Source organism: Sphingomonas sp. Leaf343, from assembly GCF_001423765.1.
Taxonomy (GTDB): Bacteria; Pseudomonadota; Alphaproteobacteria; order Sphingomonadales; family Sphingomonadaceae; genus Sphingomonas.
Window position 1 is genome coordinate 177125 of sequence record NZ_LMPG01000012.1, and the last position, 19890, is coordinate 197014.

The window sequence follows — 19890 nt, forward strand, 5'->3', positions numbered from 1 at the left end:
GCTCACAAGGTGCAGATGATGCCGGAGAAATCGACTGCGCCGTTGCCCGCCGCCGCGAATGCCTCGTACAATTCGGCGGCGCGGGTGCCCATCGGCGTGGTCGCGTTCGCATCGGCGGCGGCAGCCATGGCGAGGCGCAGGTCCTTCAGCATCAGCGCGGTCGCGAAGCCGCCCTTGTAGTCGTGGTCGGCGGGGGTGACCGGACCGACGCCGGGCAGCGGCGCGTAGCTGGTCATCGACCAGCTCTGGCCGGACGACACGCTGGCGATATCATAGAACGCCTGCGGGTCGAGGCCGAGCTTCTGCGCCATCACGAACGCCTCGCACGTGGCGATCATCGTCGCGCCGAGCAGCATGTTGTTGCACATCTTCGCCGCCTGCCCCGCACCGTTGTCGCCCGCGCGGATCACCGCCTTGCCCATATCGTCGAGGAGCGGCTTCGCACGGTCGAAGCCAGCATCGGTGCCGCCGACCATGAAGGTCAGCGTCCCCGCCGCCGCCGCCGCGATGCCGCCGGAGACGGGCGCGTCGACGGCGACGAAGCCCTTCGCGGCGGCATCTTCGGCGACGCGGCGAGCGGTGGCGACGTCGATCGTCGAGCAATCGATCAGCAGCGTGTCGGGCGCGATCACCACGAAGAGTTCGTCGTAGACGGAGGCGACATGGGCGCCGGCGGGGAGCATCGTCACGACCGCCTCCGCATCCTGCGCCGCATCGGGCGCGGAGGTGGCGCGGGTGCAACCGGCGGCTTCGGCGCGGGCGAGCGCGTCCTCGCTCAGATCGAAGGCGCGGACGGAATGGCCGGCTTTTGCAAGGTTCGCAGCCATGCCGCCGCCCATATTGCCCAGACCGATGATCGCGACGCGTGCCATGTTGTCCTCTCCTGTCCTGTGTTCGTTCGAAGCGGGCGACTGGAGTGCGATGACCCTTACTCGTCCCAACTCGTTTGCCCTGAGCCTGTCGACGGGCCTGTCTCCACGTGCCGATCGCTTGCGGATGGCTGGGCTTCGACAGGCAGCCCGAACGGATCGGGGTTTGTGCCGTCCCATTACCACGACGGCGCGAGTTCTCTGCGGCGCAGATCAGCGCCCCGTCCAGACTCCTGCCCGCTTCTCGACGAAGGCGGCCATGCCTTCCGACTGATCTTCGGTGCCGAACAGGCCGTGGAACAGGCGGCGTTCGAACTGGACGCCGTGCGACAGGCTCATTTCGAACGCGGCGTTGACCATTTCCTTGTTCGCCAGCACGGCGAGCGGGGCCATGCCGGCGATCGTCTGCGCGGTCTTCACCGCATCGTCGATCAGGTCGTCGGCGGGGACGATGCGGCTGACGAGGCCGGCGCGCTCGGCCTCGTCAGCGTCCATCATGCGGCCGGTCAGGCACATCTCCATCGCCTTGGCCTTGCCGACCGCGTGCGCCAGCCGCTGCGACCCGCCCATGCCGGGGGACACTGCGAGCTTGACCTCGGGCTGGCCGAACCTGGCGGTGTCGGCGGCGAGGATGAAGTCGCACATCATCGCGACCTCGCAACCGCCGCCCAGCGCGTAGCCGGCGACCGCGGCGATGATCGGCTTGCGCGTGCGGGTGAAGCGGTCCCAGCCGGCAAAGAAGTCGTGGCCGTACATATCGGCGAAGCCCTGCGCCTGCATCTCCTTGATGTCGGCCCCCGCGGCGAACGCCTTCGCGCTGCCGGTGAGGACGGCGCAGCCCTGCGACGCGTCCTTGTCGAAGGCGGCCATCGCGTGGAGCAGCTCGTCCAGCACCCGACCGTTCAGCGCATTGAGCGCCTGCGGGCGGTTGAGCGTGACGAGCGTCGCCGCGCCGCGCTGCTCGACCAGGATCGTCTCGTATTCGGCCATGCTGGCTCCCTTCAGTTCGGCGTCCATTCCTCGCCGGCGGGCAAGGGTGCGAAGATGCGGTCGATCATATGGTCGCTGACCTCCGCCGGGGTGGCGGGGTTCCAGCGAGGCGCGTTGTCCTTGTCGACGATCAGCGCGCGCACGCCCTCGGCGAAGTCGGGGCGCTGCACGACGTGGACGGCGACGGCATATTCCTGACGCATCTCGTCCTCGAAGGTCGGCATCTGCGCACCGTCGAGCACCAGCTTGAGCGATACCTTCATCGCCTGCGGCGACTTGGTCGCGAGCGTGGCGCGCTGGGCCTGCGCCCAGTCGCCACCATCCGCGTCGAGTGCGGCGAGGATCGTTTCCAGATCGTCGGCGGCGAACAGGCGATCGATCGCCTCGCGATGCGCCAGCAGAGGAGCGTCGGGCGCAGGGATCGAGAGCGCATCCAGCGTCGCGTCGATGGCCTGCGGATCGGCGGCGATCCGCGCTTTCGCCTCTTCGAGACGATCGGCGGGCAGATAATGCGTGGCCAGCCCAAGCGCGAGGCATTCCGCGCCGTGCAGCCGATGACCGGTGAGCGCGAGATACTGACCGACGCGGCCGGGCAGGCGCGACAGGTACCAGCCGCCGCCGACATCGGGGAACAGCCCGATGCCCGTTTCGGGCATCGCGAACTTCGTGTTCTCCGTCGCGACGCGGTAGCGGCACGGCAGCGCGATGCCGACGCCGCCGCCCATCGTGATACCGTCCATGAAGGCGACGATCGGCTTCACATAGGTGAACAGCCGGTGGTTCATGCGGTATTCGGTGGCGAAGAACGCGCGCGCGTCGCTGCCGTCGCCGGAGCCGCTGTCCGCGAGCATGCGGATGTCGCCGCCGGCGCAGAAGCCGCGCCCCTCGGCGTGATCGAGGATGATCGCCTCGATCGCGGTGTCCGCACGCCAGTCCTCCAGCGCAGCGGTGATGGCTTCGCACATGGACAGGTTGAGGGCGTGGATCGCTTTCGGGCGGTTGAGGCGGAGGTAGGCGACGGGGCCTTCGACGGTGACGAGGATGTCTTCAGTCACTTCACGCCTCCCCTTGCGGGGGAGGTGGCGCGCCGCAGGCGTGACGGAGGGGCAGCGATGGGGCGTCCTGCTCGTGGCTGCCCCTCCACCAGCTTCGCTGGTCCCCCTCCCCGTGCCGGGGTGGATTTAAGTGAGAGGCTCATTGGCGGGTCAGTTCGCGGCCGACGATCATGCGCATGACCTGATTGGTGCCTTCCAGAATCGAATGCACGCGCAGGTCGCGCCAGAAGCGTTCGATGGGGTAATCCATCAGGTAGCCGTAGCCGCCGTGCAACTGGAGTGCGCGGTCGACCACGCTGCTGCCGGTGTCCGTCGCCAGCCGCTTGGCCATTGCGGCGAACTTGGTCTTGTCGGGGGCGTTGGCGGTGACCTTGGCGGCGGCGATGTAGAGCAGCGCGCGGGCGGCCTCCAGCTCGGTCGCCATGTCGGCCAGCGTGAACTGCGTGTTCTGGAACTCGGCGATGGGCTTGCCGAACTGCTGGCGATCGCGGGTGTAGCCGATCGCTTCGTCGATGCATCGCTGCGCGCCGCCGAGCGAGCAGGCGCCAATGTTGAGGCGGCCGCCGTCGAGGCCCATCATCGCGATGCGGAACCCCTCCCCCAGCCCGCCGACGAGGTTCTCGCCGGGCACGCGAACGCCGTCGAACGTCACCTGACGCGTGGGCTGCGAATGCCAGCCCAGCTTGCGCTCGTCCGCGCCGAACGACACGCCGGGCATGTCCTTTTCGATCACCAGCGCGGAGATGCCCTTCGGCCCCTCCTCGCCGGTGCGGACCATCGTGACGTAGACCTCGTTCTCGCCCGCGCCGGAGATGAACTGCTTCGATCCGGTGACGATCCAGTCGTCGCCGTCCTTCACCGCCTTCGTCTTCAGTGCCGATGCGTCGGAGCCGGACGAAGGCTCGGTCAGGCAATAGCTGGCGATGCGGTCCATCGTGACGAGCGACGGCAGGTATTTGTCCTTCACCGTCTGCGACCCGAACCGGTCGATCATCCACGACGCCATGTTGTGGATCGAGATGAACGCGGAGGTGGAGGGGCAACCGTACGCCATCGCCTCCATGATGAGCGCCGCCTCCAGCCGGCCGAGCGCGATGCCGCCGGACTCTTCGGACACGTAGATCGACGCGAAGCCGAGTTCGGCCGCGGCCTTGATCGTGTCGCGCGGGAAGATGTGCTTTTCGTCCCACTCGCCCGCGAAGGGTGTGATGCGGTCGGCGGTGAAGCGCCGCGCGAGCTCCTGGATCTCGCGCTGGTCGTCCGTTAGGTCGAACTGGTTCGTCACTTGGCTGCCCCCGCCGGGCACCGCGAATAGCGTTGCGCGCCCTGTTCATCGCCCTTCTCGCCGCCGATCGCCTCGCGGATCAGCGTCTTGCCGTCGTCCATCAGCGTCAGCGTCGCGGTCTGCTGCCAGGTCTGGCCTTCGCCGGAGAAGGCCAGATCGGTCGTCAGTTTGGTCGGCGATTCGAGGCGGATGTTGCCCGGCACTGCGCGCGATTCGTAGAAGCCAAGCCGGTCGGCGGCGACGGTCAGCAGGCCCTTGTTGTCGGCACGCTGCGGATCGCAGTCGTTGGGGACCATGCCCCAGCGGCCGGTGAACGCCGCCGGAATCGCCGATACGGTCTGCTCGACCCGCTGCACGTCGTCGGGACGGATCGGCACGACGCTGTTGTTCGGATCGTCCATGAGGTTCGCGGGCGTCTGTTCGATCGCCGCGCCGGCGGTTTCCGGCCCGCTGCTGTTGTTGCCGCCGGCATCCTCCGACGAGCCGCAGGCGGCGAGGATCAGGAAGGCGGCCAGACTCAGATGCTTCATGTTGCTCACTCCGCTCAGCCCATCGTCGGGATGACGAACGCGTCCTGCACGCGGCTGGGTCCGCCGTCCTCCGAACCGGTCGGCAGGACCGATCCGTCTGGCCAGCGCTGCGTCACGGTCTTGACCCTGGTCCAGAAGCGGACGCCCTCCATGCCGTGCTGGTTGGTGTCGCCGAACGCGCTGCGCTTCCACCCGCCGAAGCTGTGATAGGCGACGGGCACGGGGATCGGCACGTTGATGCCGACCATGCCGACGTTGACGCGCGCCGCGAATTCGCGCGCGGCATGGCCGTTGCGCGTGAAGATCGCGACGCCGTTGCCGTACTGATGCTCGCTCGGCAGGCGCACCGCGGTCTCGAAATCGGGCGCGCGGACGATCTGGAGGACGGGCCCGAAAATCTCCTCCTTGTACGCGCTCATGTCGGTCGTGACGCGATCGAACAGGCTGGGGCCGATGAAGAAGCCCTGCTCGTGGCCCTGCAGCGTGAAGTTGCGGCCGTCGACGACCAGCTCCGCGCCTTCGTCGACGCCGGTCTGGATCCAGTTCTCGACGCGGGTGCGGTGCGCGGCATTCACGACCGGGCCGTAATGCGCCTCCGCATCGGTGGACACGCCGACGCGCAGCGCGGCGATGGCGGGGATCAGCTTTTCGCGCAGGGCGTCGGCGGTCTTTTCGCCGACCGGCACCACGACCGGTAGCGCCATGCAGCGCTCGCCGGCCGAACCGAACGCCGCGCCGGACAGGTCGGCGACGACCTGATCGAGGTCGGCGTCGGGCATGACGATGCCGTGGTTCTTGGCGCCGCCCATCGCCTGCACGCGCTTGCCCGCCTCGACGCCGCGGCGGTAGACATAGTGGGCGATGTCGGACGAGCCGACGAAGCTGATCGCGCTGATCGCGGGGTGATCGAGGATGGCGTCGACCATCTCCTTGTCGCCGTGGACGACCTGGAGGATGCCGGCCGGTGCGCCCGCCTCCAGCATCAGTTCGGCGAGGCGGACGGGGACCGAAGGGTCACGCTCGGACGGCTTGAGGATGAAGGCGTTGCCGGTCGCGATCGCGGTGCCGAACATCCACATCGGGATCATGCCGGGAAAGTTGAACGGCGTGATGCCGGCGCCGATGCCGAGCGGCTGCCGCATGGAATAGACGTCGATGCCGGGACCGGCGCCGTGCGTGTACTCACCCTTCAGAACGTGGGGGATGCCGCAGCAGAATTCGATGACTTCAAGGCCGCGCTGGATGTCGCCCTTCGAGTCGGCGATGACCTTGCCGTGTTCCGACGAGAGCATGTGCGCCAGCGCGTCCATGTTCGCCTCGACCAGTTCCTTGAAGCGGAACATGACGCGGGCGCGGCGTTGCGGATTGGTGGCGGCCCAGTCGGGCTGCGCGGCCTGAGCGGCGGCGACGGCGCGGTCAAGATCGGCCTGCGTACCGAGCGTGACACGCGCCTGCACCTGCCCGGTATTGGGGTCGTAGACATCGCCGCTGCGCGCACTGACCGCGCCGCCACCAGACTCCCCGGCGATCACATGATCGATCGTCCGCATCGTCGCTCTCCTATGTCGTCTTGTAATTTCCTTGCGCGGACCTTTGTCGCGATCCGCGCGCGGAGACAAGGGCGATCAGTCGAGAGCAGCGTATACCGTCCGATCGGCAAAGGCTTCGGCGGCGGAGCGGGGCTGGTCCGTGAAGCCGATCCGCGTGTCGCCCCAGTCGGTGACGCCCGCCATGCGCAGTGCGACGGCGACGCACAGCGTCTTGCCGCCGTGCTGGCGTTCGAAGGCGAGGATGTGGTCGGCCCGCGCGCCTTCTACCGTAACGGGGCGATAATCGCCGGCGGCAAACAGGTCCGGGTTCGCCTGTCGCAGCGCGAGCAAATCGGCAAGCAGCGCCAGCTTGGGATCGCTGCGGCTTTCCAGAACCTGGCGGCGGCGGTCGTAGTCGACGGGCCGGCGATTGTCGGGATCGACGAGGCTGAGGTCGGCGAGTTCGGTTCCCTGATAGCAATCGGGGACGCCCGGCACGGTGCAGCGCAACGCCATCTGCGCGAGCGAGTTCGCCTGAGCGGCGTCCGCTGTTTCCGCTATCAGCGTGGTCAGGTCGGTCAGGAACTCCGCCGATTGTACCGGGTCGAGCAGGCGTTCGACCAGCGCCTTGCAGCGTGCCTCATAGTCCTCGTCCGGGGCCTCCCATGAGGAGCGCAGCTTCGCCTCGCGCAGCGCCTTTTGCTGCCACGCGTTCACCCGCTCCGCGAACGCGGACAGGCCGGCGGCGTCATCCGTCGCCAGCCCCTGCGGCCATGCGCCGAACAATGTCTGGTAGAGCATGTACGCATCCGCGGGGTCGACGCCCTCCAGCGCCTCCGCCGCCACGTCGTTCCACGTCGCGACGTGCTTCAGCCAAAGGTCGGGCACCTCGCTCAGCACCGCGAGACGCGCGCGGACATCCTCGCCGCGCTTGTGGTCGTGGGTGGCCGTCGTCAGCATCGCGCGCGGCCAGTCGGTCGCGCGGGCGGTCATACGATCGTGGAAGCCGTCGATCGTACCGGCGAACTGCTCGGCGTCGAAGCCGACGTCGTTGCGAGACAGCAGGCGGCCGTAACGGTAAAAGGCGGTGTCCTCGACGCCCTTCGCGGCGACCGGCGCGGACAGTTGCTGGAAGCGGCGGACCGCCTGATGCGCAAGGTCGGGGTCGCCCGGCCCTTCGCCCGCCAGCCATGCGAGCACGGCGTCCACGACGAAGCCTTCGCCCGGCGGGATGAACTTCTCGACACGTGCGCGCACGTCGGCGCGGATCGCCGCGTCGGTGGCGGGGGCATCGCTGCCGGTGCCGTAGGTGCGGTAGACGGGGAACACCCAAAGCAGCCGCTGGATCGCGCGGCGCAGCATTTCGGGGGTCAGCGCCAGCGTCTCGTCGCTCGACTCCGCCAGTTTGGCGAAGGCGCGGACGCAGGATTTCAACTGCCCCTCGAACTGCCACGCCAACTCATCCTGCCGCGCCTGCAACTCCTCCGGCGCGAATTCGGCGGGACGGCCGCTGAGCGACGCCCATGCTTCGGCCAGCGGAGTTTCGCCGGCGGGATCGTGGAGCAGCGCCGCGACCTCCTCCATGAAGTCGTAGCCGCTGGTGCCGTCGACGCCCCAGTCCTTCGCCAACGGTTCGCCGGCACCCAAGATCTTCTCGATCCAGATCACCGCGTGATCCTTGCGCGGGCTGTCCTCGAACCGCTGGCGCAGCGTGCGGCAGTAATCAGCGGGATCGGTCAGGCCGTCGACGTGATCGACGCGGACGCCGTCGATCAATCCCTCTTCCCAGAGGCGGAAGATCAGCGCGTGGGTACGCTCGAACACCTTGGGGTCGCCGACGCGGACGCCGGCGAGTTCGTTGACGGTGAAGAAGCGCCGCCAGTTGAGTTCGTCGTCGGCGGTGCGCCACCATGCCAGCCGGTAATGCTGGCGGTCGAGCACGTCCTCGACCGCATCGGTCGTGCCGCGATCCTCGGCGCGCAGGGGGAAGCGGTGCTCGCCATACGCGACGATCGCGTCGTCCTCGACCACGACCGCGCCGTCGGCGAGCGCCTTGGGCAGCGGATCGCCGAGCACCGGCAGGACGATCGGCTGCTTCCAGTCGATGTCGAACACGTCGGAGAACTCGCTGTCGCGACCCCTGGCCAACACGTCATTCCACCACGCGTTCTCGCCGCCCGCGACGCCCATGTGGTTGGGCACGATGTCGATAACGACGCCCATGTCGTGCGCACGCAACGCCGCGACCAGCGAGCGGAACGCGTCCTCGCCGCCGAGTTCAGGATTGATGCGGGTCGGATCGACCACGTCGTAGCCGTGCATCGAACCCTTGGTCGCGGTGGTGATCGGCGACAGATAGGCGTGGCTGATGCCGAGATCGGCCAGATAGGGCACGATCGCCTCCGCGTCGGCGAAGGTGAAGTCCTTGTGCAGTTGCAGGCGATAGGTGGCGCGCGGGGTCATCGAGTTCTGGCCTTGTTGAGCGTGGCGAGGCGCGCGGCGACGGCGGGCTGGTTGAGCAGCGCGGGCGTCGTATCGGGCATGCGGCGTCGCCAATTGGGATGTTCGTCGATCGTGCCGGGCAAGTTGGGCTGTTCGACCAGACCCGCCGCGTCCTCCAGCGGCACGACCGCGATCGCGCAGGGGGTCCGGCCGACGAAGCCCAGCGCGGCATCGATGACGGGTGCGGAGTCGTCCGGCGAAGGGCGCTCGCCCGACGCGGTGCCAGCGGCGGTGAAGCTGTTCCACCAGCCTTCCCGCTCGCGATCACGGGTCGTATCCGCCGCCTCGCGACTGTCGGCGCGCGTACTGCGGCCGAGTTCGTAGGTGAGCTCGATGTCGCGCCCGCGCCACCAGCCGGCGATCGTGGGCAGATCGTGCGTGCCGGTCATCGCCGCGGCTTCGGGCGTCCACTGGTCGGGCGGGGTGATGTTGCCTGCGCCGTCCACCTCGAACGGCATCACCCGCATGCCCATGACGGCGCGCGTGTCGAGCTTCGGACGGAAGCCCTCGGGCACGGTGCCGAGATCCTCACCGATGACGATCGCCTGCGCAACTTCGGACTCAATCGCCAGCACGCGCAGCATGTCGTCGAGCGGGTAGGACAGGTATGCACCGTCCGCCGCCGACTTTCCATCGGGCACGACCCACAGCCGTTCCAGCCCCATCGCATGGTCGATGCGAATGCCGCCGGCGTGCTGCAAGGCGGACCGGAGAGTCGCGCGGAACGGTTCGAAATTGCGCCGCCGCAACGCGGTGGGCGCGAAACCGGTGATGCCCCAATTCTGCCCGTCCGGGCCGAGCAGGTCGGGCGGCGCGCCGATCGACAGGCCGGTGATGAGATCGTCGGGGCGGCTCCACGCGTGACTGCCGCCGGCATCCATCCCCACCGCGAGGTCGGCGATCAGGCCGATGGCCATCCCGGCGGACCTGGCGGCCGCCTGCGCCTCCGACAGGCTGCGGTCGGCGAGCCATTGGCAGAAGAGGTAGAAGTCGACCTCTTCCGCATTGTCGTGCGCCCAGTGCGCCACCGCATCGCTGGCCGGATCGTGGAAGGCGGCTGGCCAGCCCTGCCACCCGCTCGCGCCGCCCGCGAAGAAATGGGCGTGCAATGCGTCGAAACGGGCGTGGCGTTGCAGTTCTTCGCTGCCGGCGTCCGCGAACGCCGCCACGGCATCGCGCATCGCGTCGGTCCGCGCGTCGAACGCCTGCCGCAGGAGCGCGATGCGCGCGGGGATCGCGGACTGCCAGTCGATCAGGTCGGGCGCGCCCCCCTGATGCAGCGGCATGCCGACGATGGCGGGATCGGCATAGAGGATGTTGAGGAACAGCCGGCTGGACGGCGCATAGGGACTGTAGCGGCTGGCATCCGCGGGGAACAGCGCATGGACCGGGCTGATCGCCGCCGCATCCGCTCCCGCGTCGGCCAGTGCGGCGACGGCATCGCGCAGGCTGCCGAAATCGCCATACGCGCCGCCGCGCTCGTCGCGCAGGCTGGCGATCTGGATCGCCGCGCCCCAGATGCGCCGGTCGCCGGCGGCATCGGCGACGGTGAAGCACCGCTTGGGCGCGACCGCGACCTCGACCTCGCGATCGTCGAGCAGCAGCCGGTGATAGCCGGGCAGGTCGATCGCGGGCAGCGTGCCGTTTTCGATCGCCACGTCGCGCCGCGATCCGTCCGCCATCGACAGCTCGCCGCGACCGGTGAACGGGACCCCGATCGGCGTGCCGACATCGCCGGTCAGGAAGGTGGCGCCGTCATCGCTCTGCCCCTCCGCATGCTGGCGACGGGTCGCCGCGATCGTACGCTCGTCGCGCGCGTCGAAGCCAAGCGCCTCCAAGACGTCGACCAGTACCTCGTCGCGGACCCGTTGCGCCTGACCCGACGCGTCGCGCCAGTCGACCTGAAGCCCGACCTCCGCCGCCAGTTCGTGCAGCGCGCTCATGCCAGCCACACCGCGCAGCTATCCGCCGCGCCCGGTTCGCCCGAGGCGTAGAGTGGCGGTCCCTCCGGAACTCGCACCGGCTCCGACCCGAGATTCAGGACGATCGTCAGCACGTCATCGCCCAGTTGCCAGCGCGCGGACACCGCGGCGTCGCCGAGCGCTTTCGCGCCGAGCGACGATGCGTGCTTCAGCCCCGAAACGATCCGCTCCCGCCGCAGCGTCAGCAATTCGGTGTAGAAGGCGCGCCACGTATCCGCGGCCGGGCCGGGCTGCACCCGCGACCGTTCGAACGTGTCGACGCAGTTCGGGTCCGGGATCGTCGCACGCTCGGCGGGTTCGTCGAAGGCGGCGAACTTCCTGAACTCGTCGCGCCGCCCTTCGCGCACGGCGTCCGCCAGTTCGTCGTGGAAGTCGGTGAAGAACAGGAACGGCGTTTCCGATCCGGTCTCGTCGCCCATGAAGATCAAGGGGATCTGCGGCCCGAGCAGCAGCAACACCGTCGTGGCGCGGAGTTTTGCAGCGCTGGTCAGCAGCGTCAGCCGTTCGCCCAGCGCGCGGTTGCCGATCTGGTCGTGGTTCTGGAGGAACGCCACGAACGATGTCGGCGACAGATGCGCCGATCGCTTGCCACGGGTCTTGCCGTCCTGATTGGCCGACGCCTCGCCCTGATAGATGAAGCCCTCCGCCAGACAGCGCGCCAGCCGTTCGGCGGGACGGTCGGTGAAGTCGGCGTAATAGGCGTCGGTCTCGCCGGTCAGCAGCACGTGCAGGACGTTGTGGAAGTCGTCGTTCCACTGCGCGTCGTACTTGCCCGCTGCGAGCCGATCGGAGTCGTTATGCTCGTTCTCCAGCACCAGATGCACCGGGCGCTTCACCGTCGCGCGGATCTCTGCGGCCATGGCGTCGAGGAACGCGTCGTTGGCAATCGCATGCACCGCGTCGAAGCGCAGCCCGTCGAAGCGATATTCCTGAAGCCACATCAGCGCATTGTCGATGAAGAAACGCCGCGCCGGCTCTTCGTCCACCGCCACTGCGCCGCCCCACGGCGTCTTCACCTCCGGGTGGAAGAAGCCGCTGGCATAGCTGTTGAGGTAGTTTCCGTCGGGTCCGAAGTGATTGTAGACCACGTCGAGATACATCGACACGCCCAGTTCGTGCGCGCGGTCGACCAGCGCCTTGAGGTCCTCGGGCGAGCCGTAACTGTCGGCGGGGGCATAGGGCAGGACGCCGTCATAGCCCCAGTTGCGCGTGCCGCCGAATGCGTTGACCGGCATCAGTTCGACGGCGGTGACGCCCAGTGCGGCAATCTCTGGCAGCGTGTCGGCCAGCCCGCGGAAGCCGCCGCAGGTGCCGGCATGCACCTCCATCACGACGGTTTCTTCCCACGCGCGCCCCGCCCAGTCGCTGCGCCATGGGTAGGCGTCAGGATCGACGACGATGCTCCATCCGTTTACGCCGCCGTCCTGCGCGCGCGACGCGGGATCTGGCACCGCCATGTCGCCGATGCGGAACCGGTAGCGGGTATCCGCACCGACCGCCGCCTCCGCGGAGAACCAGCCGCCTTCCCCCGCCGCCATATCGACGGGCGGAAGGCCCTCCAGTTCGAGCGTCACCGCGTCGGCATCGGGCGCCCAGAGCCGGAACGCCGTCCGGTCGTCCGCCAGCAGTTCCGGCCCCCAGCGCATCATGCCTCTCCGTCGTCCTGACCGGTAGCTTCCGGCGCGACCTTCCACGCGATCAGCGCAGCCCCGTGCGCGCCGAGTTCATACTCGTCGCCGATCGCCTCCTCGCGCAGATCGGGTCTGGTGCTGTCGATCAGCACGACGCGGTCGCTGTGCGGGGGCGGCAGGGTGAAGGTGATCGTATCGTCCGATGCGTTCAGCAGCAGCGAGACCGCCTCGATCTCGCCGCTGTCGAGCTTCACCGCACGGCGCATCAGCAGGGCGCGGCCATCCGGGTTGTTCCAGTCGTCGGACGACAGTTGCTCGCCGCGCTCGTCCCACCATTCGATGTCGTTGACGCCGTGGCCGGGCGAGTTTTGCCCGTACAGGAACGACTTGGAGCGCAGGACGGGATAGCGGCGACGCAGGTCGGCGAGACGAGACGTGAAGTCGAACAACGACTTGCCCTCCGGCGAGGCGGCGCGGGACCAGTCGAGCCAGCTGATCTCGTCGTCCTGGCAATAGGCGTTGTTGTTGCCGCCCTGCGTCCGCCCGAACTCGTCGCCCGCGACCAGCATCGGCGTACCGAGCGAGGCGAACAGCGTGGTCAGCATCGACCGCTGGACGGTGGCGCGGGTCGCCTTGATCCCCTCGTCGTCGGTCTCCCCCTCCGCGCCCCAGTTGCGCGAATAGTTTTCCGAGTGGCCGTCGCGATTGTCTTCCTTGTTGGCCTCGTTGTGGCGCTGTTCGTAGGCGACGGTGTCGTACAGCGTGAAGCCGTCATGCGCCGCGAGCAGGTTGACGCTGGCCCAGGGACGCCGCGCGCGGCGGTCGAACAGGTCGCCAGAACCGGACAGCCGCGCCGCGAGATCGCCGCGCTGCGACGGGTCGCCGCGCCAGAACTTGCGGACGGTGTCGCGATACTTGTCGTTCCACTCCGCGAAACCGGGCGGGAAATTGCCGAGCTGATAGCCGCCCGGACCGATGTCCCACGGCTCCGTTGACAGCTTGAGCTTGCCGAGCACCGGGTCCTGCCGCAGCACGTCGAAGAACGCATGACCGCTGTCGAAGCCGGTTTCCGTCCGGCCGAGCGTCAGGCCGAGATCGAAACGGAAGCCGTCGATACCGAAGCTGGTCGCCCAATAGCGCAGCGAGTCGGCGATCATCTGGATCACGCGCGCCTTGTCGGTGTTCAGCGTGTTGCCGGTGCCGGTGTCGTTGATCGCGTATCGCGGCTGATCCTTGACCAGCCGGTAGTAGCTGGCGTTGTCCAGCCCGCGCCACGACAGCGTCGGCCCCTTCTCCGATCCCTCGCAGGTGTGATTGTAGACGACGTCCAGAATGACCTCGATCCCGGCGGAGTGCAGGCGGCGGACGGCGCGACGGAGTTCGTCCTGGCTGTCGGTCGCAAAATACGACTGCTCCGGCGCGAAGAACGAGAGCGTGTTGTAGCCCCAGTAATTGCGCAATCCCTTTTCCTGCAGGAACCGGTCCTGCGTGAAGGCGTGGATCGGCATCAGTTCCAGCGCGGTGACGCCCAATTTCTTCAGATGCTCGATGACCTTCGGGTGGCCGAGCGCGGCATAGGTGCCGCGTTCGCGTGGCGGCACCAGTTCGAACAGCTTGGTCAGGCCCTTGACGTGCGCCTCGTACACGACCGTTTCCGACCACGGCGTGTTGGGGCGGCGATCCTGCAACCAGTCGAAATGATCGTCGACGACGACGCCCTTGGGCATGGCCGGCGCACTGTCGCGCGTATCGAAGGACAGGTCTTCCTTGCGCGATCGGACCTTGTAGCCGTGCAGCGCGTCGGTCCATTTGATCTGGCCGTGCAGCTTGCGCGCATAGGGGTCGAGCAGCAGCTTGTTCGGGTTGAAGCGATGGCCCTGCTCCGGCTCGTAGGGGCCGTGCGCGCGATACCCGTAGAGGACGCCGGGGCCGACATCGGGCAGATAGCCGTGCCAGACCTCGTCGGTCCATTCAGGCAATTCGTAACGCCGCAGCTCGCGCTTGCCGTCGGGGCTGAAGATACACAGCTCGATCTTTTCGGCATTGGCGGAGAAGACGGCGAAGTTGATCCCCCCGTCGATGCACGTCGCACCGAGCGGATAGGGCGAGCCGGCTTCGAGCCGGTCGGGCAATGACGTCAAGGCGGTATTCCCCTGTTCTGGATACCGCCGTGAAACCCGCTCGCCGGGGCGCGTGTTCCGCACACCGCACGCTTATTGTGCATGTGCGAGATCAATCGGATTACCCGTCACCCCGGCGAACGCCGGGGTGACAGTTGGCAGGTTACCCGATCAGGCGGCGTCCCGCCCGAAACAGGCCGTCCACCGGCACCTCCAGCCAGTCCGGCCGGTTCGCAGCCTCGTACCCGACCTCGTACGCGGCCTTCGCGACGAGCAGCAGGTCGAGGCGCGCGGCATCCGGTGCCTCGCACGCCTCCGCGACATAGGCGTCGAGGAATGCCTCGCGCGCGTTGTGACAGAAGGATGCGTAGCGATGTTCGGCCCGCAGCGCCTCGGTGTCCGGCCCCGGCGGACGCGAGCGGTCGGCGACGGCGGTGGCATAGTCGAACGACCGTAGAATGCCCGCCACGTCGCGCAGGGCCAGATCCCTGGCACGACGTTCGGCGAGCGGCTTGGCCGGCTGACCCTCGAAATCGATCAGCATCACGTCGCCGCCGGTCACCAGCACCTGCCCCAGATGCAGGTCGCCGTGGATGCGCGTCAGCCGCTCGCCAGCGGTAGCACGGGCCACGTCGCGCACCCGCGCGATCAGCGCGTCGCGGTTGGCGAGCAGATACTCCGCCGCTTCCCCGGTCAGGTGCGCGTCCGCGATCCGCGCCAGCGCGTTTTCGACATCGGCGAGCACGTCGGCAGCGAGACGCTCCGCGCCCTCCGGCGACATCGTATCCGGCGCGAACGCCGGGTCGTCGCTCGGTCGCGCAAGCACGGCGTGCATCTGCGCCAGCCGCTTGCCCAGCGTCTCCGCGAAGGTGCGATAATTGGCGAAGGTCGATTCGTCGGCGATCGCCAACCGTTCCAGCGTCGCCAGCGTCCACTGCCAGCCATCGCCCTGATTGTGGACGAAGCGCTGCGCCATCATCAGCAGCGTGTCGTCGCTGACGCGGCGGACCTCGCCCAGGATCGGCGGCACGGCCTCGAACCCTTGCGCGACGAGGTGGCGGACCATCTCCGCATCAGGGTGGATGCCGCTTTCCAGCTTACGCAGCAGCTTCAGCACGACGCGTTCGCCCAGCACCATCGTGCTGTTGGACTGTTCCGCGGTCAGCCACTCGACCGTCTCGTCCGGCTGCACGTCGAGCCCGTCATAACCGGTGAAGGCCAGTGCGGCGTCGCCCTCTCCCAAGGTGGTGCCAGCGATCATCCCGCCCAGCACGCTGCGCGCGAATTCGCTGACCGCGAAACCGTCGGTGAGCAGGCCGACCCGGCGGCCGCGACGGACACGCGCCATCGCCAGACTGCCAGCGAAGCGCCCTTGCGTCTCGCCTTCCCACGCGATGCCCAGCGGCAGGGAGTAGCGATAGGCGCCGCGGTCCGTCTCGACCTCGATCTCCGCGAGCAGCAGGTCCTCGACACCGGGCAACGGATCGCAGCGGATCAGCCGCACCTCGTTCAGTGCCTCGTCCTTGGCCCCGAACCAGCGGCGCTGCGCGATGTAGGTCGGCAGCACGTCGCGCTCCAGCACGGAGCGGTTGGAGCCGACCGTCACGTCCTCCAGCTCCGGCCGCAGCACGAAGGTGAAGCGCTCCACCTCCAGCGACGGCGCGCTGGTCGCCCAGGCGGGCGCGTTCGCCTGATCGCTAAGCACGAACCACAGGAAACCATAGGGCGGCAGCGTCAGCACATAGGGCTGAGGCCCGACCGCCGGGAACGCCACGCCGCCGGTCAGTTCGACCGGGGTCAGCCCCTCATGCTCCTGAAGGTCCAGTTCCACCGCCTGCGCCGTGCGGCCGAGGTTGAACACGCACAGGATGCGGTCGTCCTGATATTCGCGGATGTAGGCGAGGATCTTGCGGTTGGCGGGGCGCAGGAAACGCTGCGTCCCCCGGCCGAAAGCGGGATGCTCGCGTCGCACCGCCAGCATGCGCTTGACCGCATTCAACTGCGAATGGCCGTCGCGCTCCTGCGCCTCCACGTTCACCGCCTGATAGCCGTACAGCGGGTCCATGATCGCCGGCAGCGTCAGTTGCGGCGGATCGGCGCGGCTGAAGCCGCCGTTGCGGTCCGGCGACCATTGCATCGGCGTGCGGACGCCATCGCGGTCGCCGAGATGGATGTTGTCGCCCATCCCGATCTCGTCGCCATAATACAGCACCGGCGTGCCCGGCATCGTCAGCAGCAGCGCATGCATCAACTCGATGCGCCGCCGGTCCCGCTCCATCAACGGCGCGAGGCGGCGGCGGATGCCGAGATTGATCCGCGCGCGCCGGTCCGCCGCATAGGTGTTCCACAGATAGTCCCGCTCCGAATCGGTGACCATCTCCAACGTCAGTTCGTCGTGGTTGCGCAGGAAGATCGCCCATTGGCAGTTCGCCGGGATGTCGGGCGTCTGGCGCATGATGTCGGTGATCGGGAAGCGATCCTCCTGCGCCACCGCCATGTACATGCGCGGCATCAGGGGGAAGTGGAACGCCATGTGGCACTCGTCGCCCGCCTCGCCCGCGGCGGCGCTGTCGCCGAAATATTGCTGCGTGTCCTCCGGCCACATGTTCGCCTCGGCGAGCAGCATGCGGTCGGGATATTCGCGATCCAGCGCGGCCCTGATCTTCTTCAGGACATCATGCGTCTCCGGCAGATTCTCGTTCGAGGTGCCGTCACGCTCGATCAGATACGGAATCGCGTCGAGCCGCAGCCCGTCGACACCGAGATCGAGCCAGAAGCGCATGACGCGGAGCACTTCTTCCAGCACCGCCGGATTGTCGAAGTTCAGGTCGGGCTGGTGCGAATAGAAGCGGTGCCAGAAATACGCACCCGCCTCCTCGTCCCATGTCCAGTTTGACTTCTCGGTGTCGAGGAAGATGATGCGTGTACCGCTGTAGAGCTTGTCGTCGTCCGACCAGACGTAGAAGGCGCGCTCCGGCGATCCCGGCGGGGCCTTGCGCGCTGCCTGAAACCACGGATGCTGGTCCGACGTGTGGTTGATGACGAGTTCGGTGACAACGCGGATGCCGCGATCGTGCGCCGCCGCGATGAACGCGGTCGCATCCTCCATCGTCCCGTAATCGGGCGACACGTCCTCGTAGGCGGCGATGTCGTAGCCGTCGTCGCGGCGCGGGCTGGGATAGAAGGGCAGCAGCCAGATGCAGGTCACGCCGAGATCGGCGATGTAATCCAGCTTCTGCAACAGCCCCTTGAAGTCGCCGATGCCGTCATTGTTGCTGTCGTAGAAGGATTTGACGTGGACCTGATAGATCACCGCGTCCTTGTACCAGAGCGGGTCCTTCATCGGATCGGTGACGGCGTCCGACTGCAACTCGCTCATGCGAAACCTCCGGGCGTCAGGCGCCAGATACGATAGGGTTGGTCGGGTTCGATGCGGATGAACTGATCCTTTCCGTACCAGCGGAAGCGCCAGCCCTCGCCCAGATCCTCGACATCGACGCTGGCATTGTCGTCCAGCCCAATCTCCCAGAGCGGAATCTGGAAATTGCATTCATGGCCGTTGTGCGGGTCGAGATTGACCATGACGCAGATGATCCCCTGTCCGTCCGGATCGGGCTTGCCGTACCAGATGATGTTGTCGTCATCGGCGACGAAGAATTTGGTGTTCAGATGCGTCTGGAGCGCCGGATATTGGCGGCGGATGCGGTTGAGCATCGCGATGTCCATCGTGATGTTGCCCGGCGCGTTCCAGTCGCGCGGCTTGACGATGTACTTCTCGCTGTCGAGATATTCTTCCTTGCCGGGGATCGGCGCGGCCTCGCACAGCTCGAACCCCGAATAGACGCCGAACAGCCCCGACAGCGTCGCCGCGAGCACCGCGCGGATGCGGAACCCCGGCCGACCCGACGTTTGCAGATAGACCGGGTTGATGTCGGGCGTGTTGACGAAGAAGTGCGGGCGGTAGAACTCCTTGGGAGCCTCCGTCGTCAGTTCCTCGATATACTCGGTCAGCTCGTCCTTGCGGTCGCGCCAGGTGAAATAGGTGTAGCTTTGCGAGAAGCCGACCTTCGCCAGCTGGTACATCATCGTCGGGCGCGTGAACGCCTCCGCGAGGAAGATCGCGTCGGGATGCTGCGCGCGGACCTCGCCGATCATCCATTCCCAGAAGGGCAACGGCTTGGTGTGGGGATTGTCGACGCGGAAGACCTTCACGCCGTGCTCGATCCACAGCAGCACGACGTCGCGCAGCGCCACCCACAGGCCCGGGATCGCGTCGGGGCCGTAGAAATCGACGTTGACGATGTCCTGATATTTCTTCGGCGGATTCTCCGCATATTTCATCGACCCGTCGGGTCGCCACGCGAACCAGCCGGGATGATCCTTCAGCCACGGGTGATCGGGCGAACACTGGATCGCGAAGTCGAGCGCGACCTCCAGCCCATGCGCCTTCGCCGCCTCGACCAATCGCGCGAACGCCTCGAACCCGCCGAGTTCGGGATGCACCGCATCGTGGCCGCCGGCGTCCGAGCCGATCGCGTAGGGGCTGCCGGGGTCGTTCGGCCCCGGCGTCAGTGTGTTGTTCGGCCCCTTGCGGTTGGTCTTGCCGATCGGGTGGATGGGCGGAAAATACAGCGTGTCGAAGCCCATGTCGCGGATCTGCGGCAGGCGCGGGATGACATCGTCGAACGTGCCGTGCTTCGTCGGATCGGTGACCTGAGAGCGGGGGAACAGCTCGTACCAGCTGGAAAACCGCGCCGCGAGACGTTCCGCGTCGAGCAGGATCGTCGCCGCGCGCAGTCGGTGCGGCCGATCATCCACCTTCATCATCAGCCGCGCGAGTTCGTCCGCCAGCAGCAGTTCGGCCCCTTCGCGCGCATCGTCGCCGGCATCGACGCGATCGGCCCAGCGCAACAGCTCGGCGTCGCCGCTACGCTTCGCCGCCGCGCGGACGATGCCGCGGCCTTCCATGTAATCGACCGGCTGCGCCACGTCCGCGCCGAGCTTCTTGGCGAAATCGCGCCGGAAGCCGCCGAACACGTCCAGCCAGCCCTCGATCGCGAACTCGTGCCGACCCAGCCGTTCGGGGGTGAACGTGGCGCGCCAGCGATCCGTCGGAAGCGCCACCATCCTGATTGCGCGCCATTCGGTTTCGTCGGCGGGCCGCCACAACAGTTCGACCGCAAGCTGTTCGTGCCCGTCGGTGAAGACGTTCGCCTCGACCGTCACCTCCTCGCCGACGATCCGCTTAACCGGCCAGCCGCCATCGACGCTGGGCGTGATCGCATCGATCACCAGCCGCCCGGCAGGCGTCGTCGCGCGGTTCAGCGCCTCGGCTACGGGCGTCGACACAATCGGATCCAGCGCGCTGTGGCGCGTCGTCTGGGTGGCATCAGGCAT

The 19890-nt window shown here is 67.6% G+C and carries 12 protein-coding genes; all 12 read right to left on the minus strand.

What is annotated here, in order from left to right:
• Positions 1–2: 2 nt before the first annotated feature.
• The 12 genes from mmsB to ASG07_RS10440 all read right to left on the minus strand — a co-directional run bounded on the left by mmsB (position 3) and on the right by ASG07_RS10440 (position 19890).
• Positions 3–872 (minus strand): 3-hydroxyisobutyrate dehydrogenase, encoded by an 870-nt coding sequence (mmsB, locus tag ASG07_RS10385; RefSeq protein WP_055845624.1) that lies wholly within the window; start codon positions 870–872, stop codon positions 3–5.
• Between the two features lie 210 nt (positions 873–1082).
• Positions 1083–1859: an enoyl-CoA hydratase gene (locus ASG07_RS10390; protein ID WP_055846124.1), complete on the minus strand. Its 777-nt coding sequence runs from the start codon at positions 1857–1859 to the stop codon at positions 1083–1085.
• A gap of 11 nt (positions 1860–1870) precedes the next feature.
• Positions 1871–2914, minus strand: coding sequence for an enoyl-CoA hydratase/isomerase family protein (locus tag ASG07_RS10395; protein WP_055845627.1), 1044 nt, complete (start codon positions 2912–2914; stop codon positions 1871–1873).
• A 139-nt stretch (positions 2915–3053) separates the two neighbouring features.
• A complete protein-coding gene (locus ASG07_RS10400) occupies positions 3054–4199 on the minus strand; it encodes an acyl-CoA dehydrogenase family protein (protein ID WP_055845630.1) in 1146 nt (381 codons plus the stop codon).
• On the minus strand, positions 4196–4729 hold the full coding sequence (locus ASG07_RS17230; RefSeq protein WP_156361825.1) for a hypothetical protein: 534 nt from the start codon (positions 4727–4729) through the stop codon (positions 4196–4198). The genes ASG07_RS10400 and ASG07_RS17230 overlap by 4 nt, the downstream gene beginning before the upstream one ends.
• A 14-nt stretch (positions 4730–4743) precedes the next feature.
• A complete protein-coding gene (locus ASG07_RS10410; RefSeq protein WP_055845633.1) occupies positions 4744–6279 on the minus strand; it encodes a CoA-acylating methylmalonate-semialdehyde dehydrogenase in 1536 nt (511 codons plus the stop codon).
• A 75-nt stretch (positions 6280–6354) separates the two neighbouring features.
• On the minus strand, positions 6355–8721 hold the full coding sequence (gene treY / locus ASG07_RS10415; RefSeq protein WP_055845635.1) for a malto-oligosyltrehalose synthase: 2367 nt from the start codon (positions 8719–8721) through the stop codon (positions 6355–6357).
• Positions 8718–10703, minus strand: coding sequence for a 4-alpha-glucanotransferase (malQ, locus tag ASG07_RS10420; RefSeq protein WP_055845638.1), 1986 nt, complete (start codon positions 10701–10703; stop codon positions 8718–8720). Before malQ ends, treY begins: the two co-directional genes overlap by 4 nt.
• The gene (gene treZ, locus ASG07_RS10425) at positions 10700–12391 is read right to left on the minus strand and encodes a malto-oligosyltrehalose trehalohydrolase (protein WP_055845641.1); all 1692 of its coding nucleotides are present in this window, start codon (positions 12389–12391) and stop codon (positions 10700–10702) included. Before treZ ends, malQ begins: the two co-directional genes overlap by 4 nt.
• Positions 12388–14514, minus strand: coding sequence for a glycogen debranching protein GlgX (gene glgX, locus ASG07_RS10430; RefSeq protein WP_055845644.1), 2127 nt, complete (start codon positions 14512–14514; stop codon positions 12388–12390). The genes treZ and glgX overlap by 4 nt, the downstream gene beginning before the upstream one ends.
• 142 nt (positions 14515–14656) lie before the next feature.
• On the minus strand, positions 14657–17872 hold the full coding sequence (gene treS / locus ASG07_RS10435; protein ID WP_055845647.1) for a maltose alpha-D-glucosyltransferase: 3216 nt from the start codon (positions 17870–17872) through the stop codon (positions 14657–14659).
• Positions 17869–19890: an alpha-1,4-glucan--maltose-1-phosphate maltosyltransferase gene (locus tag ASG07_RS10440; RefSeq protein WP_082474713.1), complete on the minus strand. Its 2022-nt coding sequence runs from the start codon at positions 19888–19890 to the stop codon at positions 17869–17871. Before ASG07_RS10440 ends, treS begins: the two co-directional genes overlap by 4 nt.

What these genes read in the sequence shown, in the direction of transcription:
- mmsB (WP_055845624.1), bottom strand. Translation starts at nt 872, where the DNA reads ATGGCACGCGTCGCGATCATCGGTCTGGGCAATATGGGCGGCGGCATG.
- ASG07_RS10390 (WP_055846124.1), bottom strand. Translation starts at nt 1,859, where the DNA reads ATGGCCGAATACGAGACGATCCTGGTCGAGCAGCGCGGCGCGGCGACG.
- ASG07_RS17230 (WP_156361825.1), bottom strand. Translation starts at nt 4,729, where the DNA reads ATGAAGCATCTGAGTCTGGCCGCCTTCCTGATCCTCGCCGCCTGCGGC.
- ASG07_RS10410 (WP_055845633.1), bottom strand. Translation starts at nt 6,279, where the DNA reads ATGCGGACGATCGATCATGTGATCGCCGGGGAGTCTGGTGGCGGCGCG.
- treY (WP_055845635.1), bottom strand. Translation starts at nt 8,721, where the DNA reads ATGACCCCGCGCGCCACCTATCGCCTGCAACTGCACAAGGACTTCACC.
- malQ (WP_055845638.1), bottom strand. Translation starts at nt 10,703, where the DNA reads ATGAGCGCGCTGCACGAACTGGCGGCGGAGGTCGGGCTTCAGGTCGAC.
- treZ (WP_055845641.1), bottom strand. Translation starts at nt 12,391, where the DNA reads ATGATGCGCTGGGGGCCGGAACTGCTGGCGGACGACCGGACGGCGTTC.
- treS (WP_055845647.1), bottom strand. Translation starts at nt 17,872, where the DNA reads ATGAGCGAGTTGCAGTCGGACGCCGTCACCGATCCGATGAAGGACCCG.
- ASG07_RS10440 (WP_082474713.1), bottom strand. Translation starts at nt 19,890, where the DNA reads ATGCCTGATGCCACCCAGACGACGCGCCACAGCGCGCTGGATCCGATT.